Here is a 23,547-nt window from a genome sequence, read left to right on the forward strand (position 1 = left end):
CGGGTGCTCGCCGATCCTCGGCGACACCCGGCCGGCCGTCGTCAGCTCGCGGACGCGCCCGGCTTGATGCAGGCCACCTCGCGGTCGGCGTCGACCGGGGTCAGGCGCACCTCGGTCTGCGCACACCGGTCCTCGCCCACCGGGCACCGTCCGTACAGGACGCATCCCTTCACGAGCGTGGTCGGGCTCATCGGGTCGCCGACGAGGCGGGCCGGCGGCATCTCCTCGTCGGGGTCGACGGGCAGGGCCGCGGCCAGCAGCGCCTGGGTGTACGGGTGCCGCGGGTCGGCGAACACCCGCTCGGAGGGGCCCGTCTCGACGACGCGGCCCCGGTACATGACCGCGATCCGGTCGCTGACGTAGCGGACCGTGTGGATGTCGTGCGAGATGAACAGGTAGCCCATGCCGAGCTCCGCCTGCAGGTCGGCCAGCAGTTGCAGGATCTGGGCGCGTACCGACAGGTCGAGCGACGAGGTGGGCTCGTCGAGGACGATCAGGGACGGCTCGGTCACGACGGCCCGGGCGATGCCCACCCGCTGCTGCTGCCCGCCGCTGAGCTCACCGGGATAGCGCCGCGCCATGTCCGGCGGGAGCCCCACCTGTTCGATGACCCGGTCGACCCGGGCCCGGCGGTCCTGCGCCGACATTCCGGGCCGGTGGATGGCGAGCGGCTCACCGATGATGTCGCCCACCCGCATGCGCGGGTTCAACGACTCGAACGGCTCCTGGAAGATGATCTGCATCTTCGCGCGCAGCTTGCGCATCTCCGCGGCGGGCAACGCGAGCACGTCCGTACCCTCGAAGTGGACCGTTCCCCGGGTCGGTTCGATCAGTCGCAGCGCCAGCCGGCCCAGGGTCGACTTCCCGGACCCGCTCTCGCCGATGATCGCCACCGTCTCGCCGGCGTCCACCGAGAGCGACACGTCGTCGAGCGCGTAGACCCGCGTGTCTCCCCCGAGGTCGAACTCCTTGCTGACGTTCGCCAGTTCCAGCAGGCTCATCCGACGGCCCCCCTCTCCTGCGGCAGGTGGCACCAGTACGTCTGGCCAGACGCCTCGGTCACCGCTTCCGGGACCACCTGCCCGCACGGCTCGAAGGCGTGCGGGCAGCGGTCCCGGAACGGGCACCCGACCGGATAGTCGACGAGGTTCGGCAGTCGCCCGGTGAGGTGCACAAGCGGCTGACCCGGCCGGGGAATGGCCCGGATGAGCGCCTGCGTGTACGGGTGCCGCGGCGAGTTGAGCACCTCCCGCACCGTCCCGTGTTCGATGACCTTGCCGGCGTACATGACGACCACCCGGTCGCAGTACTGGGCCACGACACCGAGGTCGTGGGTGACCAGCAGCATCGACCGGTCGTGCTCACGGACCAGGGCGCGGATCAGGTCGAGGATCTGCCGTTGCACGGTCAGGTCGAGACCGGTCGTCGGTTCGTCGGCGATGACGAACGCGGGGTTGAGCAGCATGGCCATGGCGATGACGACCCGCTGGGCCATGCCGCCGCTCAACTGGTGCGCGTAGCCGTCGAGCACCCGGTCCGGGCCGGCGATGCCGACGTCGCTCAGTGCCGCACGCGCCCGGGCCCGGACCTCGCCGTCGGACTTCGCGCCGTGCGCGGCCATGATGTTGGCGAACTGCCGGTGGATGCGCATCACCGGGTTCAGGGCGCTGAACGGGTTCTGCGCGATGAAGCCGATCTCCTTGCCCCGCAGCCGGCGCAGTTCCGCGCCGCGCAGGCCGAGCAGGTCGACACCGTTGAAGCAGGCGGTGCCGTCCACCACCCGCCCCGGAGGGCGTACCAGGCCGAGGATCGACCGGATGGTGACCGACTTGCCGCAGCCGCTCTCGCCGACCACGCCGACGATCTCCGCCCGGTCGACGTGGAAGTCGACGCCGTTGACCGCGTGCACCACTCCGTCCGGCGTGTCGAAGCGTGTGGTCAGCCCGCGTACCTCGAGGAGGCGGCGGCCCGCGCCCTCGGTGTCCGGGCCGGTGGGGCGCCGCCGTGGCCGGCGCAGTGCCTTCAGGGTGCTCATCGTTGCCTCGCCCGGCCGAAGGAGTCCTGCAGTTCGTCGCTGATGGCGTTGAAGCACAGCACGGTCAGGAAGATGGCGAGCCCGGGGAAGACCGAGACCCACCACTGGCCGGTCGTCATGTTCTGCGCTCCTGTCTGGATCATTGCTCCCCAGCTGGCGTCCGCGGCGTTGATGCCGATGCCCAGGAAGGACAGCGAGGCGATCACGACGATCGAGTGCGCCACCGCCAGGGACGCCTGGGCCAGGATGATGCCGGTCATGTTCGGCAGGATGTGCCGGAACATGACGCGTGGTCCGGTCGCGCCGATGGCATGGGCCGCCTCGACGTACCGGCTCTCCCGGATGGTCAGGCCCTCGCTGCGTACCAGCCGGACGAACCGTGGAACGTTGATGATGGCGATGGCCACGACGACGTTCTCGATGTTGTTGCCCATCAGCGCGACCAGGGCGATCGCCAGGATCAGCAGCGGAAAGGCCTGGAAGACGTCGAGCGCGCGCACGACGCGTTCGCCCCAGGGCCCCCGGTGCAGGGCGGCCAGCCCGAGCAGCACGCCGACCACGAGCGAGATCAGCATGCCGGCGAGGGCCAGCGGGATGTCCACGCCCGCCGAGGCCACCAACCGGCTGAACACGTCGAGCCCGAACTTGTCGGTGCCCATCCAGTGCTCGCCGTCGGGTGCCGTGAGGGTGGCGGCGGCGGGCTCGGCCGGATCGTGGGGCAGCGGGGCGAAGTAGGCCGCCGCCAGCATGCTCGTCAGGATCGCGGTCGGTACCCACAGCCGCAGCCGCCGGTGACCCCCGCGTCGCTTCCTGGTCGCCGGGGCGGTGACCGTGGTGGGGTCGGCGGTCAGGGTCTCAGTCATAACGCACCCTCGGATCGAGCACCGCGACGAGGATGTCCAGTGCGGTGAAGGCCAACAGGGTTCCGAAACCGGCGGCCAGGATGAAGCCCTGCACGGCCGGCATGTCGAGCTGGAGGATGGAGTCGATCGCCCACTCCCCGAAGCCGCCCCACGAGAAGATGGTCTCGATGATCGCCGCGCCGCCGAGCAGCGCGGCCAGCAGGATGCCGCCGTAGGTCAGGATCGGGGTCCGCGCCTGCCGGAAGGCGTACGCCAGGACGGTCCGCTCCGGAAGGCCGCAGGCCCGCGCGAACTCGACCTGCTTGGACTCCAGGGCCGGTACGAGCGACGCGTAGGTGCTGCGGGCGAAGTACGCCGAGTAGTAGATGCCCAGCGTCAACACCGGCAGCATCGAGTGCGCCGCCGCCGACCGGAAGATCTGCATGTCACCGGAGAGCAGCGAGTCGACCAGCAGCGCCCCCGTGACGGTCGGTGGCGGCTCGTCCATCAGGCCGAGCCGGCCCACCGGCGCGGGCGCCCACCCGGCGACGTAGAAGCACAGGTAGATGAGCAGCAGGGCCAGGAAGAAGTCGGGAATCGACTGGAACGTGGTGATGACGAACCGGGACGTCCGGTCGGCCATCGTGCCCTTGTAGTACGCGCCCAGGGTGCCGAGGCCCACGCCGAGAATCGCGGCGATGGCGAGCGACAGGAAGACCAGTTCGAGGGTGGCCGGGGCGAACCGCAGGATCTCGGACACGATCGACCGGTCGGTGTAGTACGACGAGCCGAGGTCGCCACGCACCATGTTGGCGAGGTAGTCGACGAACCGCTCCCACAGGGGACGGTCCAGGCCGAGGCGGCGCTCGATCTCGACCAGGTCCTCCGGCGAGGCGGCCGGCCCCGCGATGACCCCGACAGGGTTGCCTGGCAGGGCGTTGACCAGCAGGAACGCCAGGACGATGACGGACAGCAGCCCCAGCGGCAGGAAGAGCAACCGCCGCCGTGCGTACCCGAGGACCCGCATCACACACCTCCCGGTCCGAGTAGCGTCGTCGCCTCGTCCAGGGTCAGGACCTCGGCGTACTTGGCCCCGAGGTCGAACAGGGCGGCCTCGTGCGGACGCGGATCCCGGTCCAGGCACGCGTCGGCGACGACGAGCGGGACGAACCCGTGCTGCAACGCGTCCAGCGCGCTGGCCCGGACGCACCCGCTCGTCGAGGCGCCCGCGACGAGCAGGGCGTCCACCCCCAGCACCCGCAGGGTGCTGGCCAGGCTGGTGCCGAAGAACGCGCTGGCGTACTGCTTGGTCACGACCGGTTCGCCGGCCAGCGGGGCCAGGGCCGGCGGCGCGACGCCGAACTCGCCGCCGCGCTCGAAGACCCGCAGGGCCGGCACCTTGCGCGTGAACAGGCCGCCGTCGAGGCCGCCGGGGCTCAGTTCCACCCTGGTGTGGACCACCGGCGTGCCGTGCCGCCGGGCGGCTTCCAGGAGGGTGGCGCAGGCGCGCAGGGCCGGCGGGTCCTCCTCGCCGGCGTACAGCGGCGACGCCGGGTCGAGGTAGGCCCGCACGAAGTCGACCAGCAGCAGCGCCCGGCGCGTGCCGCGCCCCAGGTCGCCGCCGAAGCCGGCCCTGCGGTAGTCCGCGTGGAGATCGTTCACCGTGTCCGTCCTCAGATGACGCCGCTGGCGCGCAGCTCGTCGATCTCGGAGGTCGCCAGGCCGACGACGTCGGTCAGCACCTCGTCGGTGTGCTCGCCGAGCTGCGGGCCGATCCAGTTGACCTTGCCCGGCGTCATCGACAGCCTCGGCACGACGTTCTGCATCGGGAACTCGCCGAACTCGGGGTGCGCCAGCCGGACGATGGCCTCGCGGGCGGCGAAGTGCTCGTCGTTCAGCATCTCCGGGGCGCGGTAGACCTGACCGACCGGGACGTCGTGCTTGATCATCAGCGCCATCAGCTGCTCGGTGTCGTGCTGCTCCGACCACTTCGAGATGGTCTCGTCCAGCTCGGCCTGGTTGCGGCCGCGCGCGACGTGGGTGCTGAAGCGCGGGTCGGTGCCCAGGTCCGCCATGTCCATGGCCGCCGCCAGCCGCCGGAACACCGTGTCCTGGTTGGCCGCGATGAGCACCAGCCCGCCGTCACGGGTCGGGTACACGTTGGAGGGCGCGATGTTGGGCAGGATGGCCCCGGTGCGCTCGCGCACGTGACCGCCCAACGCGTACTCGGGCAGCAGCGACTCCATCATCGCCAGCACCGCCTCGTAGATCGCCGAGTCGACGACCTGGCCGCGGCCGCTGCGGTCGCGTACCCGCAGGGCCATCACCGCGCCGAGGGCGGCGAAGGTCCCGGCCAGCGAGTCGCCGAGGCTGATGCCCACCCGGCTCGGTGGCGTCTGGGGGTCGCCGACGACGTACCGCAGGCCGCCCATCGCCTCTCCGACGGAGCCGTAGCCGGGCCGCGTCGAGTACGGCCCGGTCTGGCCGAAGCCGGACACCCGGACCATAACCAGACCGGGGTTGTCCTTCGACGTCTGCTCGTAGCCGAGGCCCCAGCGTTCCATGGTCCCGGGGCGGAAGTTCTCGACCACCACGTCGCACTGTGCGATCAGCCGCCGGGCGACCGCCTGACCCTCGGGCGTCCGCAGGTCGACGGTGATCGACTTCTTGTTACGCGCCACGATCGGCCACCACAACGACTTGCCGTGGGGCTTCTCCTGACCCCACTCGCGCATCGGGTCGCCCTGGCGGGGTGGCTCACACTTGATGACCTCGGCGCCGAAGTCGGCCAGCAGCTGGCTGCAGAAGGGCCCGGCGAGCAGGGACCCGAACTCGACCACGCGCACGCCGTGGAGCGGTCCTTCGTGGTGCAGATCGCTAGACATTGGACACCTCTCATAACAGCCCACTGAGTGGTCGTTGTATACAACAGCTATTCGCTGTCAACTGTCAACGGCGGATTCCGTCGACGGGAATCTGGGGAAGGCCCACATTCGGACCTCAGTGCATACAGGGCATCAGAGGTACGCCCCCTGCTGATCGCGCCGGCCGCCCAACCGCCGCCCGAGCAGGCGACCGAACGCCAGCGCCGGGGTCACCGCCATCCCCCCACAGAACGCGGCCCCGCTGGTGGCCCCCATCCCGAGGGCCTCCCCGATGGCGTGCAGCCCCGGGACCACACCCCCATCGGCACGCCGGACCCGCAAGTCGGTGTCGACGTCCAGCCCGCCGAAACTGCACAGCAACGCGGCCACCGAACGCACCGCGTAGTAGGGCGGCCGGGCGACGCGGTGCGCCAGGACCCGCCGACCCAGCGGATCCGATCCCCGCTCGACCGCCAGGTTGTACTCCCGCGTCGTACGCGACAGCCCCTCCGGGTCGATGCCCGCGAGGTGGGCGAGGCCCGCCAGGTCGTCGGCGACCCAGGCCACGTCCCCCCGGCGCGCCTCCTCACGGAGCCGCTCCGCGCCCCAGGAGGGCACCAGGGACGACCCGGCGTCGATGCTGGCCTCGTCGAACACGATCCAGAACTCGGCCCCCGGCTGCTCCTGCACGGCCCGCTCGTGCCGCGTGACGTCGTCGAGGTCCTCGGCGACGAACCGTTCACCGCGCGCGTTCACCCAGATCTCCCGGGGCGGACGTTCGGCGGGGGCGAGGTGCACCAGCTCGGACCAGAAGTCCACCCGCCCGGGCTGGGAGCGACGTTCGAGCAGGCCGAGCCGTGGGGTGTGCAGGTCGGCGAAGCGGACCCCGGCGCCCAGCGGCAGGGCCATCTCGATCGCGTCGCCCGTCGCGGTCGGCACCGCGTTGGTCACCAGACGCGGCGCACCCGGGGTCAGCGCGGAGAACAGCGCGGGGTTGGCCCCGTAGCCGCCCGACGCGAGGACCGTCACGCCCGCCCTCAGCTCGCGGGGGCCCTCGGCGGTGTCCACGACGGCGCCGGTGACGGCACCGCCCTCGGTGCTCAGGCGCGCGGCGCGGGTCCGCAGCCGCAGGTTGATCCGGCCCGACGCCACCTGCTCGTCGAGGAGCGGCCGCAGCGTCTCGCGGATCGACCGGCCGTGCGCCACCCCCCAGTACGTCCGGGGCCGCGAGTACGGGGAGTGCCCGTGGTAGACCACCGGCGTGCCCGGGACGAACGGGAAGCCGTTCTCGTCCAGCCAGTCCACGACCCCGGGGGCCTCGTCGACCGCCAGCCGGATCAGGGCCGCGTCCCCCCGGTGGTGCCCGATCCGCGTCACGTCGGCGAAGTGCCGGTCCGGATCGTCGTCGATGCCCGCCAGCCGCTGCCGGCGGGTGCCGGCGGCGCTCATGTGTCCGGCGGAGACCCGCAGTGTCCCCCCGATGTCGTCGTCGGCGTCCACCAACTCGACCCGCAGCCCGGCCCGCGCCGCCTCGATGGCACAGGGCAGACCCGCGGTACCGGCGCCGATGACGATCAGATCCGCGTCCTCGCTCACGGCGCCCCTCCCGGAACCTCGGTGACGAAGGAGGACACCACCGCGGCGAACTCCTCCGGCACCCGCCACGGCAGTTGGCCGGTGGTGTCGGTCAGCCGGACGGCCTTGGCGTCCGGACGGACCGCCAGCGCGATCGCGTCGCAGTGGGCCAGCATGTCCCGCTCGGCGGTCAGCAGGAGCACCGGACAGGGCACGTCGCGCAGGGCGTCGGTCGGGTCGTACCGGAAGGCGGCACGGTACGCCCAGTTGTAGCGCTCGAACACCGACGCGATGTTCGCCACGGCGAGGTTGACCAGCTCCGGCGGCTGTTCCCAGATCTCCAGGTACCGCGCCCAGAGGTCGCTCAGGTGCCCGCCGGCCGGATCGATCGGCTTGTCGGGCGCCCAGGACGCGCCCAACTCCTCCCGCTCGGCCCGGTCGAGCACGAGCCCCGAGAGGATCGCGTGGGTGACCCGCCCGGGCTCGGCGATCTCGGCGACCGCCAGGGCCAGGGAGGCACCCGTGTGCTGCCCGGCGACGGCGAACTCCTCGATGCCCAGCGCGTCGATCGCGTCGAGCAGCAGGCGCGCGTACCCGGGGATCTCCAGCGGACCGACCGGCGGGTCGGACTGGCCGTATCCGGGCGTGTCGAAGGCGAACGCGCGAAGCGACCGCCCGAGGGCGCCCATGGCGGGTTCGAAGACGTTGGACGCCTGTGGCGACTCGTGGAACAGCGCCACCGTGGGTCCCCGGTCACCGCTCGTGCGGTAGTGGATCTGCCCGCCCGCCGGGCCGACGTATCCGCGCATGTCACTTCCCTCGTGGTCGGTCGGTAGGTGGTACCGAGTCACCGTCGGACGGCGGGCCGGCCGACGGCGGGCGCCGTCTCGGGGCGGCCGAGCGCGCCGACCGCCGCTTCTGCCCTGCGCCGGTCACGGCCTTCCCCGCCGGCGCCCCGGCCTCGTCGCCCCCGGCCGATGCCCCGGCCTCGTCGCCCCCGGCCGGTGCCCCGGCCTCGTCGCCGCCGACCGGCGCCACGCCAGACGCCGGTGCGGCGACCCGTTTCCCGGCGGGCTCCCGTCCGGCAGCCGGCTCACCGGCAGACTCCGCTCCCGCGGCCCGCTCCCCGGCGGCCTGTTCCCCGACGGTCGGGGCCGCCTCGCGGAGCAGTCCCGTCGGGATGGCGGGCCGACCGATGACGGTCGAGTCGAGCGTCCCGCCGACCGCCGCGACGGCGCGCCGCGCGCTCTCGATCGCCGCCCGCACCGACGCCATGTCACCGATGAACGACACCGTGACGAGGCCGGCGCCGATCCGGCGGACACCGATCACCCGCACCTCGGCCGCCTTGGCCATCACGTCGACGGCGACGATCGAGGCGGCCAGTCCGCGCGTCTCGACCACGCCGAGGGCACCCGCATCCCACAGATCCACGTCAGTCCTTCACGTAGTTGATCCACGCCTCGGTCTCCAACCGGTCGACGATCGCGACGATGGTGGAGTCCACAGGCGCCTGACTGGATTGCCGCTCCGCAAGCCGCGCGGCCCCGCCGGTAGCGACCAGGACGACCTCTCCCCTGCCGGCGCCGACGGTGTCGACCGCGACGTACGGCTCTGCGGCAGGCGTCTCACCCAGCGGCGCGACGACAAGCAGTTTCGCTCCCGTCAGCGTGTCGGCCTTGACGGTGCTGACGACCGACCCGATCACCCGGGCGATACGCATGCCGAACCACCTCGTTCCTCTAGCGTCGGTGGGACCAGGGAGTGTTCTCGAAGGCATGCCGGACGGCGTCGCGGGCCGAGTCGACCTCGGAGTGGAGCCCCGAGACCCACAACCGCCCGAACTGACCCACCCCCCGGACGTCCACGATCTTGACGTCCGCCGACTTCTCCACCTCGTTGGCGACGGCCGAGATGTAGGCGGCCGGCTGACACTCGACGACGAGCATCGACTCGCCGGCCACCAGCAGGGAACCCTTCTTGGACCGGTTCACCAACTGCGCCTGGTAGGCGTCGATGTTGGAGACGATCTTCGCCGAGACGAGTTCCGCGGGTTGCGCGTCCGCCTCGGTCATCCCGAGCAGGTCGAGGATCGTCTGGCCCGCCTGGCGGACGGCGTCCTGCGACATCGAGTGCAGTTCCGTCATGCCGTACTGCCGCTCGACGACCTGGGAGCCCGGCCGGACCCCGGCCCCCTTCACGGCCGCGTCGACCAGCGCGTACACGTCGCTGCCCGGCGAGATCTCCAGGTAGAGCTGGGACATCCCCTCGACGACCGGGTCGCCGGACATGATGCTGCCCATCAGGGCGGCCATCTGCGGCTGGAGCCGGTCGACGAACGCGAACGTCCGCAGCTCGATGCCCTCGCGCGCCACGTCAGCGCCTGCCCACGAGCAGGGCGAGGCTGCCGCTGCGCCGCCGCTCGCCACTCTGCAGGATCCGGCCGGTCGGCGTGGTGACCTCCTCGACGCACTCCCGCTTGCAGGACAGCTCCGAGCAGTCGCCGGTGAACCCGGCGTCGCGCGCGGCCTGGACGAGATCCATGTCCCGCATCGGGCCCCAGAACGGCTCGTTGTTGTTCCAGGTGTCCCAGTCGATGAGGAACTGCACCAGCGGATCCAGGCCCGCGTAGCCGGGGAAGTCCGCGTGGATCATCATGCCGCCGGGGGCGAGCAGCCGGTGGCACTCCCGCAGGATGGCGCGGACCGCGTCCGGCGGCACCTCGTGCAGCAGGATGTGCGAGACGACCAGGTCGAAGTGCCCCGAGGGGAAGTTCGTCGCCTCCGCGTTCTGCTGCGAGAAGTGCACCTTACGGCCCAACGACTCCGCGCGGGCGTGCCCGTAGCGCAGCAGGGCCGCGCCGACGTCGATGCCGTGCACCTCGGCGTCCGGATAGGCCTCCGCGTACGGCAGCGTCGAGTTGCCGACCCCGCACCCGATCTCCAGGATGCGCCGGGGACGGAAGTCCCGGTGCTGCTTCTTCAGGTAGTTGTTCACCACCGACTGGCCGTAGTCGTCGTTGAGCGCGCCCATCTGGCCCATGGCGTACACGTAGACGCCCCGGTCGTAGAGCGCCCCGGCGGTGAGGTCCTCCGCCACGTACTCGCCCCGGTACCCGCCGGGCATGGCGTGGATGTCGATGCCCCAGAAGTACCAGGGCAGCGTGAAGTCGGGGTCCAGTTCGAGCGAGCCGAGCCCCCGCTCGGCCCGTTTCGCCCGCGCCTTCAGGTCGTCCAGTTGCCGGCCGATGCTGTCCGCCACCACGTTCCAGAGCAGGTCCTGGCTCGCCCGGCGTACGGAACTCCAGAGCTGGTAGTACGGCTCCGGCTCCATCGCCCTGCGCACCGACTGCCGGTCCCGCGGCGGGACACCTTCCTCCCGCTCGTACCGCGGGGCGACGCGGTGCGTGTACAACTCCCGGACCCCCGGGGTCACCTCGTTGGAGATGTGCGACTTCAGCGCCCGGACGAAGTTCTCCCGGGCGAGTTCGTCGTGGTTCTCCTTCGGCAACAGGCCGTGCTGCTGTTGTTGCTTCACTTCCCCTCCCCCACCTGCGTGAAGGCCTGCCGGACGACTTCCCGGTACGACTCCGGGGTCTCCTCCCGCACGATCTCCTCACGCCACTCGTAGAAGACCCGCAGCACCCGGGCGACGAAGGCCGCCGCCTCGGTGTCGCGGACCTCCGCGTCCTCGCCGGAGACGGTGAAGTCGTCCACCGCGCCGCGCTCCACCACCCGCCGGTCGGCGAGCAGACGTTCCAGCGTCATCAGACGTTCGCGCAGCACCCACACCTCGGACGAGAGGGTGACCACCGTGGAGACCAGGGCCTCCATGCCCGGGTCGGCGAAGAACTGGGGGCGGGCCCCCTTCGCCTTCTTGGGCAGCAGCTGACCGGGCAGCGGTTGCGCCTGCTCGGGAGTACCGACGCCCGGTCCGCCGAAGGCGCCGAGCGCCCGCAACGTCTCGCTGGCCACCGTCGACGCGTCCGCGTCCGGGTTCGCCGACGAGAGCGCGGCGGCGATCGTACGGATGGTCCGCTCCGCCTCCTCCGCGCCCGCGCAGCCGCACGAGCAGCCGTCGGCGTCGTCGCATCCGCCCTGCGTCCCGCCGGAGCCGGCAGCGACCGGTGCTGGCGCCGACTCCGGCGGCACGTCCTGTCCTGTCCTGCGAATGTCGATGCCAAGGCCCCGTGCGATGTCCTCGGCATGCGGGGAGATCAGGTCACGCGGGCCCAGAAGGATTTCGCGCGGCTCGTGCGACCGGGCGATGTCTTCGATATCGACGGCAGTCCACACCCGACTCATGTATCAGCTCCTTCGATGAGCACGCGACGCCTTGGTCAGGCCTTGCTTCCGCCCCGGGTCGCCCCGGTGGGCAGGATCGCCTCGACCTCGCTGTGCGGGCGGGGGATGACGTGCACGGAGACGACCTCGCCCAGCCGCGAGGCGCTGGCCGCGCCGGCGTCCGTGGCGGCCTTGACCGCGCCGACGTCGCCGCGGACCACCACCGTGACCAGTCCACCGCCGATGTACTCGGTGCCCACCAGCACAACGGTGGCGGCCTTCACCATCGCGTCGGCGGCCTCGACCGCCGCGACCAGGCCACGGGTCTCGATCATTCCGAGCGCGGACATCTGAAGGTCAGCCATGACAGTTCTCCTCTGCGGGTTGGTCGACGGGCGGGTGCCCGCCGTTGTCCAGGACGTCGCTGGTCCTGGAAGGGGTGGGGATCATCGCCCGGTCACCTGCCGGGCGATGTGGTGCACGAGCGCCTCCAACGGGGAGAGCGTCGGCGTCTGCGGGCGCGGTCCCGCTCCCGGCCGGACGCCACCCGCCCCGGCCGCGTCGGCCGGGCGCCGGGTCTGCGTCGTGGCAGCGGTGCGTGCGGGGGCCGCCGTCGGCTCGTCCCGCACCCGGGTGCGGGACGGATCCCGTGGTGGGGCCAGCCCGGTCTCGGTGAGGCAGCGCGCCTTCAGTTCCTCCAGCGTGCCGCCCCGGTTGAAGCGGGGCAGTTCCGGCCGGGCGGCGGCCAGCTCGGCGCGCAGCGCCCGGGTGCGGTCGTGGTCGATGTCGTCGCCGACCAGCACGACCCCGTACTGCCGGGCGCCCTCGACGGTGACGAGACCCTGCTCGACGTCGTAGCGCACCTGCTCCGGATCGCGCTGCAGCGGATCGCCCCAGCCGCCGCCACCCCAGGTGACGAAGTCCAGGAGGTCGCCCGGCGTCACGGCGACGTGGTCGCACTTGGCCGGCACCACCTGCCGCGAGCCGTCGGCCTTCTGGAGGATCTTCGTGCCGCGTTGTCCCGGCTCGCCGCCGAGCACGCCCCAGGGCTTGGTGAACCACCGGTCGTCGTGGATGGACACCTCACCCGGTTCGAGGAACCGGTAGCCGACCCGGATGCCGTTTCCGCCCCGGTGCAGACCCGCGCCGCCCGAGTCGGGGATCGACTCGTAGGCCTCGATGCGCAGCGGGTAGTAGGCCTCCAGGTACTCGTTCGGCACGTTGGTGAACGAGGGCCACATGGAGTGCCCGTCGAAGCCGTCGCCGGCCGGGCGGGCGGGCACGCCACCGAAGCCGATCTGGTACAGCTGGAACCACTTGCCCGAGCGGTCCAGACCGGAGTACATGAGGTGCGGGCTCGACGAGAACCCGGCCGCGCAGAGGAAGTCCGGCTCGCACTGTCCCAGCAGCCCGGCGAGGACGTCGAAGAGCCGGCCCAGGGCGTGCGTACGGCACGAGATGGCCGCCGGCCGTCGGGGCTTGAGCAGGCTGCCCTCGGGGATACGGACGTCGACCAGCGGATAGAACCCGTCGTTGAACAGGATCAGCGGGTCGACCGCCATGATCGTGTAGACGCCGAAGAACATCCGCAGGACGTTCTCGTTCAGCAGGAAGTTGATCGACCCGTCGGCCTGGTCGCTGGTCCCGGTGAAGTCGAGCACGACCCGGTCGCCCTCACGCCACAGCGTGCACCGGATGCGGAACGGTCCCTCACCGCGTCCGTCGTCGTCGACGAAGTCCTCGAAGGTGACCGGCTGCTCCGGGATGACCTGGCGGAAGAGCTTCGCCATCGCCTGCCGGTTGCGCTCCAGCAGCAGGTCCAGCGTCGACAGGTAGGTGTCCACGCCGAACCGGTCGCAGAGCTCCCGGACCCGGGTCTCGGCGGTCCGGCAGGACGCCAGGACCGCGTTCAGGTCGGCCCGGTTCCAGCTGGGCAGCCGCACCTGGTTGAGGACGGTGTCCAGCAGCTGCTGGTCGAGCGTCCCGCCCCGGAACAGCTTCACCGGCGGGACGATGACCCCCTCCTCGTGGATCGACACGGCGTCGGTCGGCAGGCTGCCGGGGACCTTGCCGCCGACGTCGCTCATGTGGCCGAACATCGCCGCCCAGCCGACCAGCGCCCGCTGGTGGTAGATCGGCAGCAGCACCAGCCAGTCGTTGGCGTGGCTGATGGCGCCGTCACAGGCGTACGGGTCGGAGGTGAAGAAGACGTCACCCTCCTCGACCGTGCCGTCGTAGCCGGAGAGGAAGCCGTCGATGAAGGAGCCGAACTGCCCGGCGACCATGCGCCCGCGCCGGTCGGCGATCAGCGGGAACGCGTCGTGCTGCTCCCGGATGCCGGGCGACATCGCGGTACGCAGGACGACGGCGTCCATCTCGAAGCGGGCGTTGCGCAACGCGTTCTCGACGATGTCGAGCACCGCTGGCTCGACCTCCACCGCACGCGCCGGCCGCGGCGTCTCGACGATGACCGCACTCATCAGACCACTCCATCCTCGGTCGGCAGGATGAGCAGGTTGCCCAGCCTGTCGACGCGTGCGACGCAGCCCGGCAGGACCAGGCTGGTGGAATCCATCTCGACGACGATCGCCGGCCCGGGCAGCTCGTTGCCGGCGCGCAGGGCGGTGCGGTCGTAGAGCGACGCCTCCTGCCAGCCCCCGTCGACGTACACCTGCTGGCGGCCGATGATCGCGCGGGAGGCGTCCCGGTCGCCGTGCTCGATCTCCACCGGCTTGATCCGCCCGGCCTCGGAGACCCCCACCGCCCGGATGTTGACGACCTCGTGCTGCTCGTCGAGGGCGAAGCCGAACAGGCGTTGGTGGGCCTCGTCGAACCCGCTGCGCAGCTTCGGGATCAGCGCTTCCTGCCGGGACTCCCCGACGGCGACGGAGACCTCGAAGCCCTGGCCGTGGTAGCGCACGTCGGCCTCGAAGCGCACCGTACGGGCGTCCGCGGGCACGGCGGCCCGGTCGAACTCCGTGTCGATCTGCGCGGACAGCTCGGCGAACTCACGCCGCAACTGCTCCTCGTCGATGTCGTCGAGCGGGCGTACCAGCGACCTGTTCGCCTCGGCCCGCACGCCCGTCGAGGCGTCGCCGTAGGCGCAGAGCACCCCCGGCGACTGCGGGATCAGCACCGGCCAGGAGCCGAGCAGCTTGGCCAGGGCGTTGACGTGCAGGGGGCCCGCGCCGCCGAACCCGACGAGCGCGAACCGCCGCGGGTCGTAGCCCCGCTGCACCGAGACCAGCCGGAGCGCGCCGAGCATGTTCTCGTTGACGATGTCGATGATCGCGGCGGCGGCGGCCTCCACCGACACGCCGAGCTTGGTCGCGACGGTCCCGACCGCGGTACGGGCCTTCTCGACGTCGAGCGGCATCGCCCCGCCGAGCAGCGCGTGCGGCAGGTAGCCGAGCACGACGTTCGCGTCGGTGACGGTGGGCAGCACGCCCCCGCGGCCGTACGTCGCCGGACCGGGCAGGGCGCCGGCGCTGGCCGGGCCGACCCGCAGCGCCCCGGTCAGCTCGGGCACGTGCGCGATCGAACCGCCGCCGGCCCCGACGGTCTGCACGTCGATCGACGGGGCGCGCACGGCGAGGTCGGCCACGGTCGTCTCGCGCCGGATGACGGGGGTGCCGTCCTCGATCAGGGCGACGTCGGTGGAGGTGCCGCCCATGTCGAGGGTGAGCAGGTCGCGGTAGCCGGCGGCCGGCCCGAGGGCCACCGCCGCGGCGACCCCGCCGGCGGGCCCGCTCATCAGCAGGCTGACGGGGATGTCCTCGGCGCGCTCGAAGGTCATCAGGCCGCCGTCGGAGCGCAGCACCCGACGCTCGCCGACGAGCCCTTCGGCGATGAGTTTCGTGCTGAGGTTGCGCAGGTAGGCCCCGACGCCGGGGCGGACGTAGGCGTTGGCCACCGTGGTCAGCGTGCGCTCGTACTCACCCAGCTCGGGCAGGACACCGGCGGAGGTGGACACCGGTACGCCCGGCGCCTCCTCGACGGCGATCTCGGCGGCGCGCAGTTCGTGGGCCGGGTTGGCGTAGGAGTTGAGGAAGCCGATGGCAAGGGCGTCCACGCCCCGGTCGACGAGCTGGCGGACGGCGGCGCGGACGGCCGACTCGTCGAGGGGTTCGACCTCGTCGCCCCGGAAGTCGAGCCGGCCGGCGACCTCGCGTACGTCCTCCAGCGCCACCAGTTCGGCCGGCCGGTCCCAGACGATCCAGCCGCCCAGACCGCCCGGCACGAACGAGCGCGCGATGTGCAGGACCTGCCGGTAGCCGACGGTCACGATCAGGCCGACCCGGGCCCCCCGACGTTCGAGTACGGCGTTGGTGGCCACCGTCGTTCCGTGCAGGAACTGGCGGACGTCCGCCGCGCGGGCCTTGGCGTCCGCGAGCACGCGGGTCACGCCCTCGATGACACCGACGGACTGGTCGTGGGGCGTCGACGGCACCTTCGTCCGGCGCGTCCTGCCGGTCGCCTCTTCGATCAGCAGAACGTCCGTGAACGTGCCACCAACGTCAACTCCTAGTCGGTACATCAGTGAACTTCCTGCTTTCTGGGGAGACACCGGTCTTGTCGGCTGTTCCAGCTTTCTGAAGAGGCGCCGGTGGCGGTGACCGGCTCGACGGCGGTCCGTCCGGAACCACCGCCCGTCGGGGCGTCCCCGGCCACGGTGCCGGGGACGCCCGACCGGGGCTAGGAGATGTTGATGTCGTAGTAGTTCACGTGGCCCTGGGAGTAGCTGACGAACCCGGTCACGCTCTTCTTGAAGACGTAGTACTTCTGGCCGTCGACCAGCGGCACGGCGGGCATGTCATCGACCATGAAGTCGTTGACCTGCTTGACCAGCGCCTCCCGCTCGGCCCCCGGCTGGGTTTCGAGGATCTTGCGGCTGAGGTCGTCGAGGGTCGGCGAGCTGTAGTTCTGCAGGTTGGTGAGTCCACCGGTGGAGTAGAAGACCTGCAGGTAGTAGGCGGGGTCGGGCACCAGCGGGGTGCTGGTGGCCAGCCAGGTCTGCAGCTTGCCCTCACGCTTGGCGGCGTCGAAGTCCGCGCCGGAGGCCACGTTGTTCAGCTTGACGTCGATGCCGACCTTGGCCAGCTGCGAGCGCAGCAGGACGGCCACCTGCTCGCTGTGGGCCCCCACGTTCGCCGCGTTGTAGGCGAGTTCCATCGAGAAGCCGTTGGGCAGTCCCGCCTCGGCCAGCAACTGCTTGGCCCGGTCGATGTCGTGGGTGAACGGCTTGTCCGCCGCCGGGGCACCGAAGTCGTCGTGGATGTAGTCGGCCGACGCGGTGGCGAAGCCCTGGTACGCCGAGTCGACGATCGCCTTGCGGTCCACGGCGAGCGAGATGGCGTCGCGCACCCGCTTGTCGTCGAACGGCTTCGCCTTGAGGTTCGGCACCAGCACGTCGATGTTCGGGTAGAGCACCCGCTCGAGGCGCACGTCACCGCTCTTCTCGAGCGAGGAGAGCTGGTCGAAGGTCATCGCGGTGGCGACGTCGACCTGCCCGCTCTGGGCGAGTTGGAGCCGGTTCGAGGTGTCGGCGACGGCACGCACCACCACGTCGGTCACCTTGGGCGTACCGCGGAAGTAGTTCTGGTTGGCGGTGAGGCGGACCTCCTTGCCCGGGTCGAAGGACTTCACCTGGTACGGCCCGAAGGTGGCGGTGTTCTCCCCCAGCCACTTGTAGGCGTACGGGTCGTCCGCCGCGGCGTGCTTCTTCGCCTCCACCGAGTCGTAGATGGTCATGAAGAAGGTGCTCAGGATGGAGACGCTCACCGCGTTCGGCTTGGCGACGTTGATCGTGAACGTCTTGTCGTCGGTGACGGTGATCGGGTTGGCGATGTCCCAGCCGCCGATGCCCATCAGGGTCTTGGCGATCGGCACACCCTTGCTCTCGACCATCCGCTCGACCGACCACTTCACGTCCTGGGCGGTGAGGGTGTTGCCGAACTGGCTCTTGGCCTCACGAAGGGTGAAGGTCATCTGCTTGCGGTCGTCGCTCAGCTTCCACGACTCCGCGAGTTCGGGCTCGATCTGGTCCGGGGTCTGGAGTTTCGTCGCGCCGGCCTCGGGCTTCTTGAAGCGCACGAGCGTGCCAGCGGTGTTCGGTAGCAGGTCGATCGAGATGAAACCCTGGTAGCGCTCGGAGTCGAGACTCGACACGACACCGGGCGCGGCGATGGTCAGGGTCTGGCCGGTGCCGGCATCAGACTTCTTCGCATCGTTCCCGCAGGCCGCGAGAGCCAGGCCCGCAACGGCGAGCACTGCCACGGCCTGTACCCGCACGGAACGTATTCCCATGCCAACACCTCCACATTGTGTGCAAGGTTGCTTCAGCTGACGCAGAGAAACCTTATGAAGCAGGTCACAAGCGCTGATGTTTGTATACAAGTCATGCGCTGTCAAGGCTCCGTACGGCCACATCCCAAAACCATCACGCAGGGCGACGGGCCAGGAACTTTCCGGCGTCCTGACGTCCGACGAAACGCCCACGACGGGCGATCAGCTCGCCCCTGAGGTAGACCGCGTCGACACGCCCCGGGACGTGCCACCGCTCGAAGGGGGTGTAGTCGCAGTTCTGCGTCATCGTCTGCGCGAGCACGACCGAGGCCGCCTGCGGGTCGAGCACGACGAGATCGGCGTCCGAACCGCGCCGGATCACGCCCTTCGTCGGGTAGAGCCCGAACCGGCGGGCCGGCTCGGTCGACACCACGTCGACGAAGCGTTCGAGACTCAGTCGCCCCGGACGCACCCCGTGCCCGTAGAGCAGCGGAACGCGGTGTTCGATGCCCGGCGCACCATTGGGAATCCGCCTGAAGTCGTCGGCGCCCAGGGTCTTCTGTCCGTCCATGCAGAACGGACAGTGATCCGAACTGACCACGCCCAGCGTGCCCTCCCGCAGGCCCTGCCACAGCTGCTCGCGGTGCTCGCGACCGCGCAGGGGCGGGCTGACGACGTACTTGGCCGCCTCGAACCCGGGCGCGTGGTAGAGGTCCTCGTCGAGAAGGAGGTAGTGCGTGCAGGTCTCGCCCGAGACCGGGCGCCCCGCCCGCTGGGCCTCCGCGACGGCGGCGACGGCGCCGGCGGTCGACAGGTGCACGAAGTAGATCGGGGCGTCGGCCATGTTCGCGAGCGTGATCGCGCGTCGCACGGCCTCCACCTCGGTCTCCGGCGGCCGTGACAGCATGTGCGCCAGCGGCCCGGTCCTGCCCGCCCGCACGAGCCGCTCGGCGAGGACGTCGATGACGTGCCCGTTCTCGGCGTGCACGCAGAGCGTCGCGCCCAGCCGACTCGACTCGTCGAGGATCGAGAAGAGCTGACCGTCGTCGAGCATGGCCAGGCCCTTGTACGCCATGAACACCTTGAAGCTGGTCACGCCGTCGGCGACCACCAGCGCCATGTCCGCCACGAGATCCGGGTACGGCGAGGTCACGGCCAGGTGGAAGCTGAAGTCGATGGCGGAACGGCCCCCGGCCCGACCGGCCCACCGCCCCAGGACCTCCGGCAGGCGCTCGCCGGGTCGCTGGAAGGCGTAGTCGACGTAGGTCGTCGTACCACCCACGGCGGCGGCGCGGCTCGCCGAGGCATGGTCGTCGGAGGTCACGGCGCCCATGAACGGCGTATCCAAATGTGTATGCACGTCGACGCCGCCGGGAATCACGATCTTCCCTCGGACATCAACCTTCTCGATGTCCGCCGACGGCGGTATCTGACCGATGCTCTCGATACGCCCGGACTCGATGAGCACGTCAGAGGCCTGTACGCCGTCCTCGGTGACCACCGTCCCACCGACGAGACCGAATCTTCGCGACATCTCTCCCCGATTCCGAGCAGATGAGGAAACGCGGCTGGAAGGACGACTAGACGCTGGATCGTATACAAGTGACCTGACCAGGCACAAGGAGCCCGACCACCGCGACCACCCCGGGCGCCGGCCGCGGGCGGGCATACTGTCGTCGGCACCGCCGCCCGGCGCGCGCCGCCCGCACCCCGCCCACTCCGGCAGATCCGCACCGCGGGCCGGACCGCCGACCAGGAACGGGTCGACAGGGACGGTTTTGCATACATGATCTTCGGCCCGTCCGCGCCGAAGCACGGGTTGCACCTTCGTCGACTGCGTAGATCCCGACCACCGGGACGACGGCCTAGACGGTGCCACAGCGATTACATACAATCCTGCGCAACCCGAAGGAGGTCCACCGTGACTCATTCCGGCAAGCGACGGGTCATCATCGACCAGGTATCCCAGCGGGTGTGGCGGGCCAAGGATCTGCCCTTCGGACTGCTCACCCGGCACATCAACGAAGACCCGGAGACCGGCGCACAGACGCTCGTCGTCGACGTCCCACCCGGCTGGGTCATGCCGGAACACTGGAACAGCGCCGACCTCGAACTACTGGTGCGCGACGGTGACCTCACCATCGCCGGCCGCCAGTGCCGGCGCGGGCACTACCTCTTCCTGCCGTCCGGCACCGAGATCGGCCCGGTCTCGTCGGAGCAGGGCGCGACGTTGATCTTCTGGACCGACTCGCCGTTCGAGGTCCGCACGGACGAGCGCCCCGCACCGTCGAAGCCGTTCGGCGAGACCGTCGACATCTTCGACCCGACCAGCTGGCTCCCCGTGCGAGAGGCGTTCGCGGGAGTGACCGACACGAGCAGCCACGGCGACCTCGAGGTGCCCACGCAGTGCATCCGGCTGCGCAAGGTCGAGGAGACCGGCAAGGACACCATCCTGTTCGTCCTGCCCCGGCGCTTCGCCAAGACCGCCCTGGAGTTCCACCACAGCACCGAGGAGATCTTCTTCCTCGGCGGCTGGTGCGCCACGGACCCGGAGCACGTCTACCGCTCGGGCGAGTACCTGTGCTGGGAACCGGGCGTCATCCACGGGGTGGTCACCGGCTGGGACGCGCTCTGCCTCTCCAAGCACCACGGCCCCCTCACCAGCCCCCAGATCCCCCTCGGGGCGACGAGCGTGGACGCCGAGCGGTGACGGCGTTACCCACCGGTGGCCGCCGGATAGCAGCCGCCACCCCCGGGGCGAAGGGCCCACGCCCGGCGTTCGTGGTGCACCGCGACGAACTCGCGTACGAGCTGATCTCCGCCCTCAACCACAACCCGGACGACGAGGGCCTCGTGCACCGCCTCGTCGACCGGCAACTGACCGGCGATCCGGAGTGCGAGTTCCTCACCGGCGTCTACCGCATGGAGCCGGGGATGAAGCACCCGCTGCACCTGCACGCCGACTCCGCCGAGTTCTACTACGTGCTGTCCGGCACGGCGCTGTTCACCGTGGCCGACGAACAGTTCGAGGCGGGCCCGGGCACCGCGATGTACATCCCCGCCGGCGTCGGCCACGCGATCGAGACCGACAGCACGGACAGCATGGAGCTGCTCTACTCCTTCAGCACCCCCGACCTGCGGGGAATCGGCACCCGGTGGCTCTAGCTCCCACAGGCGGGATCCCGGTCACGTACGACGTGCCGGGACCCCGCCCGACCCACAGCACATGAACCGAATCGCAGAACGAATCCGGCGACGTTCGGAGCGTCGATTGACGAAGGAGAGTGCGGTGCGCAGCATCGAGCACTGGATTGGTGGGGCGTCCGTCGCCGGCAGCGGGTACGCGACCGTGTACCAGAGCGCGACCGGACAGCCCCAGGCACAGGTGGCGATCGGCGGGCAGCCCGAGATCGACCAGGCCGTCGCCACGGCGGCCAAGGCCTACGAGTCCTGGGGCGACACCTCCCTGTCCCGCCGGACCAAGGTCCTGTTCAAGCTCCGTGACCTGGTGGAGCGGCACGAGGACGACCTGGCCCGGCTGGTCACCGCCGAGCACGGCAAGACGATCGAGGACGCGCGCGGCGAGGTGATCCGGGGCCGGGAGGTGATCGAGTTCGCCTGCGGCATCCCGCAACTACTCAAGGGCGCCTACTCCGACCAGGTCTCCACCGGCATCGACTCGTACTCGCTGCGCGCCCCGCTGGGGGTGTGCGCCGGCATCACCCCGTTCAACTTCCCCGTCATGGTGCCGATGTGGATGCACCCCATCGCCATCGCCTGCGGCAACACCTTCGTCCTCAAGCCCAGCGAGCGCGACCCGTCCGCCTCGAACCTCGTCGCCCAGCTGTACGCCGACGCCGGCCTGCCCGACGGGGTGTTCAACGTGGTGCACGGCGGCAAGCCGGCCGTTGACGCGCTGCTCGACCACCCCGACGTCGCGGCGGTGTCGTTCGTCGGGTCCACCCCGATCGCCCGTTACGTGCACCAGCGCGCCGCAGCCTCCGGCAAGCGGGTCCAGGCGCTGGGCGGAGCGAAGAACCACGCCGTGGTGCTCCCCGACGCCGACCTGGCCGAGGCGGCGCGGCAGATCACCTCCGCCGCGTACGGCTCGGCGGGGCAGCGCTGCATGGCGATCTCCGCCGTGGTCGCGGTCGGCACGGCCGGCGACGAGCTGATCGAACTGCTGGCCAGGGAAGCGTCGACGATCGTGGTGGGCCCGGGTGACCAGGCGTCCTCCCAGATGGGCCCGGTCATCACCAGCGAGGCGCGCGAGCGGGTCATCACCTCCGTGAACGAGGCGCAGGAAGCCGGCGCCACGGTGGTCGTCGACGGCCGGGGCCTGCGGGTGGAGGGCCACGACGGCGGCTACTTCGTCGGCCCGTGCCTGCTGGACCGGGTCACACCCGAGATGGCCGCGTACCAGCAGGAGATCTTCGGACCGGTCCTGGTCGTGCTGCGCGCCGACACCCTGGACGAGGCCGTCCGGATCATTAACTCCAACCCGTACGGCAACGGCACCGCCCTGTTCACCTCCGGTGGAGCGGCGGCCCGCCGCTTCGTCCGGGACGTCACGGTCGGCATGATCGGCGTGAACGTCCCGCTGCCGGTGCCGATGGCCTACCACTCCTTCGGGGGCTGGAAGGCTTCGCTCTTCGGTGACACCCACATCCACGGCACGGAGGGGGTGGCGTTCTACACCCGCGGCAAGGTCGTCACCAGCCGGTGGCCGGGCCGGGCCGAGACGATCGGGTCGGACTTCCACTTCCCCACCGCCTCCTGACCCCCCGGGGCCGGAGGCCAGCTCGCGGCTCGGCACCAGGGCCAGCGGGCGGTCCCCCGGCCCCACCACACCGCCGACGAGGTGCGAACGGAGCGGCAAGGCACCTGCCGTTCCGGTGGCTCAGCACGGGCACCACGTCGCCGGCCCCAGCGGCCGGGCTCAGCACGAGCCCGGCCGCACGGGGGTCACCGGCGGTCATCCCCCGACGCAGTTGTTGCTCTTGCGCGTGACCGTGTACTCGGTGTCGTCGTGGGTGATCCCCGACGGCACGCCGTCGAAGTACGCCTCGACCTTCTCCCAGCCCCGGCGCTGCTCGTAGTGCAGGTGCGGCGCCCCGGAGTTGCCGGTGCTGCCCACCCGCCCGATCTGCTCGCCCTGCGCGACCCGCTGACCGGCCCGGACCAGCGGTGGCTCCAGCAGGTGCAGGTACTGCGTCTCCCACTTGCCGCCGTGGTCGATCTTCACCCAGTAGCCGCCGCCTCGGCCACGCGGCCCGTCCGGATCGTCCGGCGTACGGCCACCCAGCGATCCGTTGATCCCCGCCACGGTCACCTTCCCCGCGTACGACGCGAGCACCGGCCGCCCCCACGCCTTGCCCTCGGTCGGGAACAGGTCCACGTCGTAGTCGTCGTGACCGGGATAGGTGCCCAACTGCCACGTCTCGCCGCAGGCGACCGGAAGCTGGAAGAGCGGACGCGGCCCCGCCGGCCGCACCAGCGGCACGACCACCGCGACGACGAACACGGCGGCGGCGAGAAGCACGGCGACCGCGCCGGAGATCAACACGACGCGGGTGCGGCGGCTGCGGACACGGCGGTGGGTGCGGGGGCTGGTGGGGTGGCCGGTCGTCACCGGCCCGAGCATGGCAGACGCCGGCAAGGCA

General features: G+C 70.9%; 22 protein-coding genes. 3 read left to right on the forward strand and 19 right to left on the reverse strand.

All coding sequences use genetic code 11. The features are described 5' to 3' along the window. Nucleotides 1-41 precede the first annotated feature (41 nt). From ACGFIG_RS15655 to hydA, 18 genes are all read right to left on the reverse strand, one after another. Nucleotides 42-1,001: an ABC transporter ATP-binding protein gene (locus ACGFIG_RS15655; RefSeq protein ID WP_393003291.1), complete on the reverse strand. Its 960-nt coding sequence runs from the start codon at nt 999-1,001 to the stop codon at nt 42-44. Further along, nucleotides 998-2,035, reverse strand: a complete 1,038-nt coding sequence (locus ACGFIG_RS15660) for an ABC transporter ATP-binding protein (protein WP_393003293.1) — start codon at nt 2,033-2,035, stop codon at nt 998-1,000. The genes ACGFIG_RS15655 and ACGFIG_RS15660 overlap by 4 nt, the downstream gene beginning before the upstream one ends. Beyond that, the gene (locus tag ACGFIG_RS15665; RefSeq protein WP_393003295.1) at nt 2,032-2,898 is read right to left on the reverse strand and encodes an ABC transporter permease; all 867 of its coding nucleotides are present in this window, start codon (nt 2,896-2,898) and stop codon (nt 2,032-2,034) included. The genes ACGFIG_RS15660 and ACGFIG_RS15665 overlap by 4 nt, the downstream gene beginning before the upstream one ends. Continuing rightward, nucleotides 2,891-3,904 (reverse strand): ABC transporter permease, encoded by a 1,014-nt coding sequence (locus tag ACGFIG_RS15670; RefSeq protein WP_393003297.1) that lies wholly within the window; start codon nt 3,902-3,904, stop codon nt 2,891-2,893. Before ACGFIG_RS15670 ends, ACGFIG_RS15665 begins: the two co-directional genes overlap by 8 nt. Further along, nucleotides 3,904-4,539: an isochorismatase family protein gene (locus ACGFIG_RS15675; protein ID WP_393003299.1), complete on the reverse strand. Its 636-nt coding sequence runs from the start codon at nt 4,537-4,539 to the stop codon at nt 3,904-3,906. The genes ACGFIG_RS15670 and ACGFIG_RS15675 overlap by 1 nt, the downstream gene beginning before the upstream one ends. An 11-nt stretch (nt 4,540-4,550) precedes the next feature. After that, nucleotides 4,551-5,723 carry a CaiB/BaiF CoA transferase family protein gene (locus ACGFIG_RS15680; RefSeq protein ID WP_393003301.1) on the reverse strand — a complete coding sequence of 391 codons (1,173 nt, stop codon included), beginning with the start codon at nt 5,721-5,723 and terminating at the stop codon, nt 4,551-4,553. Nucleotides 5,724-5,894: 171 nt separating this feature from the next. Then, nucleotides 5,895-7,337, reverse strand: coding sequence for an FAD-dependent oxidoreductase (locus ACGFIG_RS15685; RefSeq protein ID WP_393003303.1), 1,443 nt, complete (start codon nt 7,335-7,337; stop codon nt 5,895-5,897). Further along, the gene (locus ACGFIG_RS15690; protein ID WP_393003305.1) at nt 7,334-8,125 is read right to left on the reverse strand and encodes an alpha/beta fold hydrolase; all 792 of its coding nucleotides are present in this window, start codon (nt 8,123-8,125) and stop codon (nt 7,334-7,336) included. The genes ACGFIG_RS15685 and ACGFIG_RS15690 overlap by 4 nt, the downstream gene beginning before the upstream one ends. Before the next feature lies 1 nt (nt 8,126). Next, nucleotides 8,127-8,750: a BMC domain-containing protein gene (locus ACGFIG_RS15695; RefSeq protein WP_393003307.1), complete on the reverse strand. Its 624-nt coding sequence runs from the start codon at nt 8,748-8,750 to the stop codon at nt 8,127-8,129. Nucleotide 8,751: 1 nt separating this feature from the next. Continuing rightward, nucleotides 8,752-9,039 (reverse strand): EutN/CcmL family microcompartment protein, encoded by a 288-nt coding sequence (locus ACGFIG_RS15700; RefSeq protein ID WP_393003309.1) that lies wholly within the window; start codon nt 9,037-9,039, stop codon nt 8,752-8,754. Nucleotides 9,040-9,058: 19 nt separating this feature from the next. Continuing rightward, nucleotides 9,059-9,691, reverse strand: a complete 633-nt coding sequence (locus ACGFIG_RS15705) for a hypothetical protein (protein WP_393003311.1) — start codon at nt 9,689-9,691, stop codon at nt 9,059-9,061. A 1-nt stretch (nt 9,692) separates the two neighbouring features. Beyond that, nucleotides 9,693-10,853, reverse strand: coding sequence for a methyltransferase domain-containing protein (locus ACGFIG_RS15710; RefSeq protein WP_393003313.1), 1,161 nt, complete (start codon nt 10,851-10,853; stop codon nt 9,693-9,695). Next, nucleotides 10,850-11,467: a hypothetical protein gene (locus ACGFIG_RS15715; protein WP_393003315.1), complete on the reverse strand. Its 618-nt coding sequence runs from the start codon at nt 11,465-11,467 to the stop codon at nt 10,850-10,852. The genes ACGFIG_RS15710 and ACGFIG_RS15715 overlap by 4 nt, the downstream gene beginning before the upstream one ends. 188 nt (nt 11,468-11,655) lie before the next feature. Then, on the reverse strand, nt 11,656-11,964 hold the full coding sequence (locus ACGFIG_RS15720) for a BMC domain-containing protein (RefSeq protein WP_393003317.1): 309 nt from the start codon (nt 11,962-11,964) through the stop codon (nt 11,656-11,658). 81 nt (nt 11,965-12,045) lie between these two features. Then, entirely contained in the window at nt 12,046-14,079 is a 2,034-nt protein-coding gene (locus ACGFIG_RS15725) for a hydantoinase B/oxoprolinase family protein (protein WP_393003319.1), read from the reverse strand. After that, nucleotides 14,079-16,136: a hydantoinase/oxoprolinase family protein gene (locus ACGFIG_RS15730; RefSeq protein WP_393003321.1), complete on the reverse strand. Its 2,058-nt coding sequence runs from the start codon at nt 16,134-16,136 to the stop codon at nt 14,079-14,081. The genes ACGFIG_RS15725 and ACGFIG_RS15730 overlap by 1 nt, the downstream gene beginning before the upstream one ends. 158 nt (nt 16,137-16,294) lie before the next feature. Beyond that, the gene (locus ACGFIG_RS15735) at nt 16,295-17,905 is read right to left on the reverse strand and encodes an ABC transporter substrate-binding protein (protein ID WP_393003323.1); all 1,611 of its coding nucleotides are present in this window, start codon (nt 17,903-17,905) and stop codon (nt 16,295-16,297) included. 133 nt (nt 17,906-18,038) lie between these two features. Then, on the reverse strand, nt 18,039-19,418 hold the full coding sequence (hydA, locus tag ACGFIG_RS15740) for a dihydropyrimidinase (protein WP_393003325.1): 1,380 nt from the start codon (nt 19,416-19,418) through the stop codon (nt 18,039-18,041). A gap of 387 nt (nt 19,419-19,805) precedes the next feature. On the opposite strand from hydA, the gene ACGFIG_RS15745 reads away from it, so the two are divergent. The 3 genes from ACGFIG_RS15745 to ACGFIG_RS15755 all read left to right on the forward strand — a co-directional run bounded on the left by ACGFIG_RS15745 (nt 19,806) and on the right by ACGFIG_RS15755 (nt 22,664). Next, nucleotides 19,806-20,594 carry a cupin domain-containing protein gene (locus ACGFIG_RS15745; RefSeq protein WP_393003327.1) on the forward strand — a complete coding sequence of 263 codons (789 nt, stop codon included), beginning with the start codon at nt 19,806-19,808 and terminating at the stop codon, nt 20,592-20,594. Next, the gene (locus ACGFIG_RS15750; RefSeq protein WP_393003329.1) at nt 20,591-21,049 is read left to right on the forward strand and encodes a dimethylsulfonioproprionate lyase family protein; all 459 of its coding nucleotides are present in this window, start codon (nt 20,591-20,593) and stop codon (nt 21,047-21,049) included. The genes ACGFIG_RS15745 and ACGFIG_RS15750 overlap by 4 nt, the downstream gene beginning before the upstream one ends. Nucleotides 21,050-21,173: 124 nt before the next feature. Then, complete coding sequence (locus ACGFIG_RS15755; RefSeq protein WP_393003331.1) at nt 21,174-22,664, forward strand: CoA-acylating methylmalonate-semialdehyde dehydrogenase; 1,491 nt, start codon at nt 21,174-21,176, stop codon at nt 22,662-22,664. Between the two features lie 195 nt (nt 22,665-22,859). Here ACGFIG_RS15755 and ACGFIG_RS15760 read toward each other — a convergent pair whose 3' ends face one another. After that, nucleotides 22,860-23,528: a M23 family metallopeptidase gene (locus tag ACGFIG_RS15760; protein ID WP_393003333.1), complete on the reverse strand. Its 669-nt coding sequence runs from the start codon at nt 23,526-23,528 to the stop codon at nt 22,860-22,862. Between the last annotated feature and the right edge of the window lie 19 nt (nt 23,529-23,547).

This window comes from Micromonospora sp. NPDC049048 (genome assembly GCF_043197615.1).
GTDB lineage: Bacteria > Actinomycetota > Actinomycetes > Mycobacteriales > Micromonosporaceae > Micromonospora.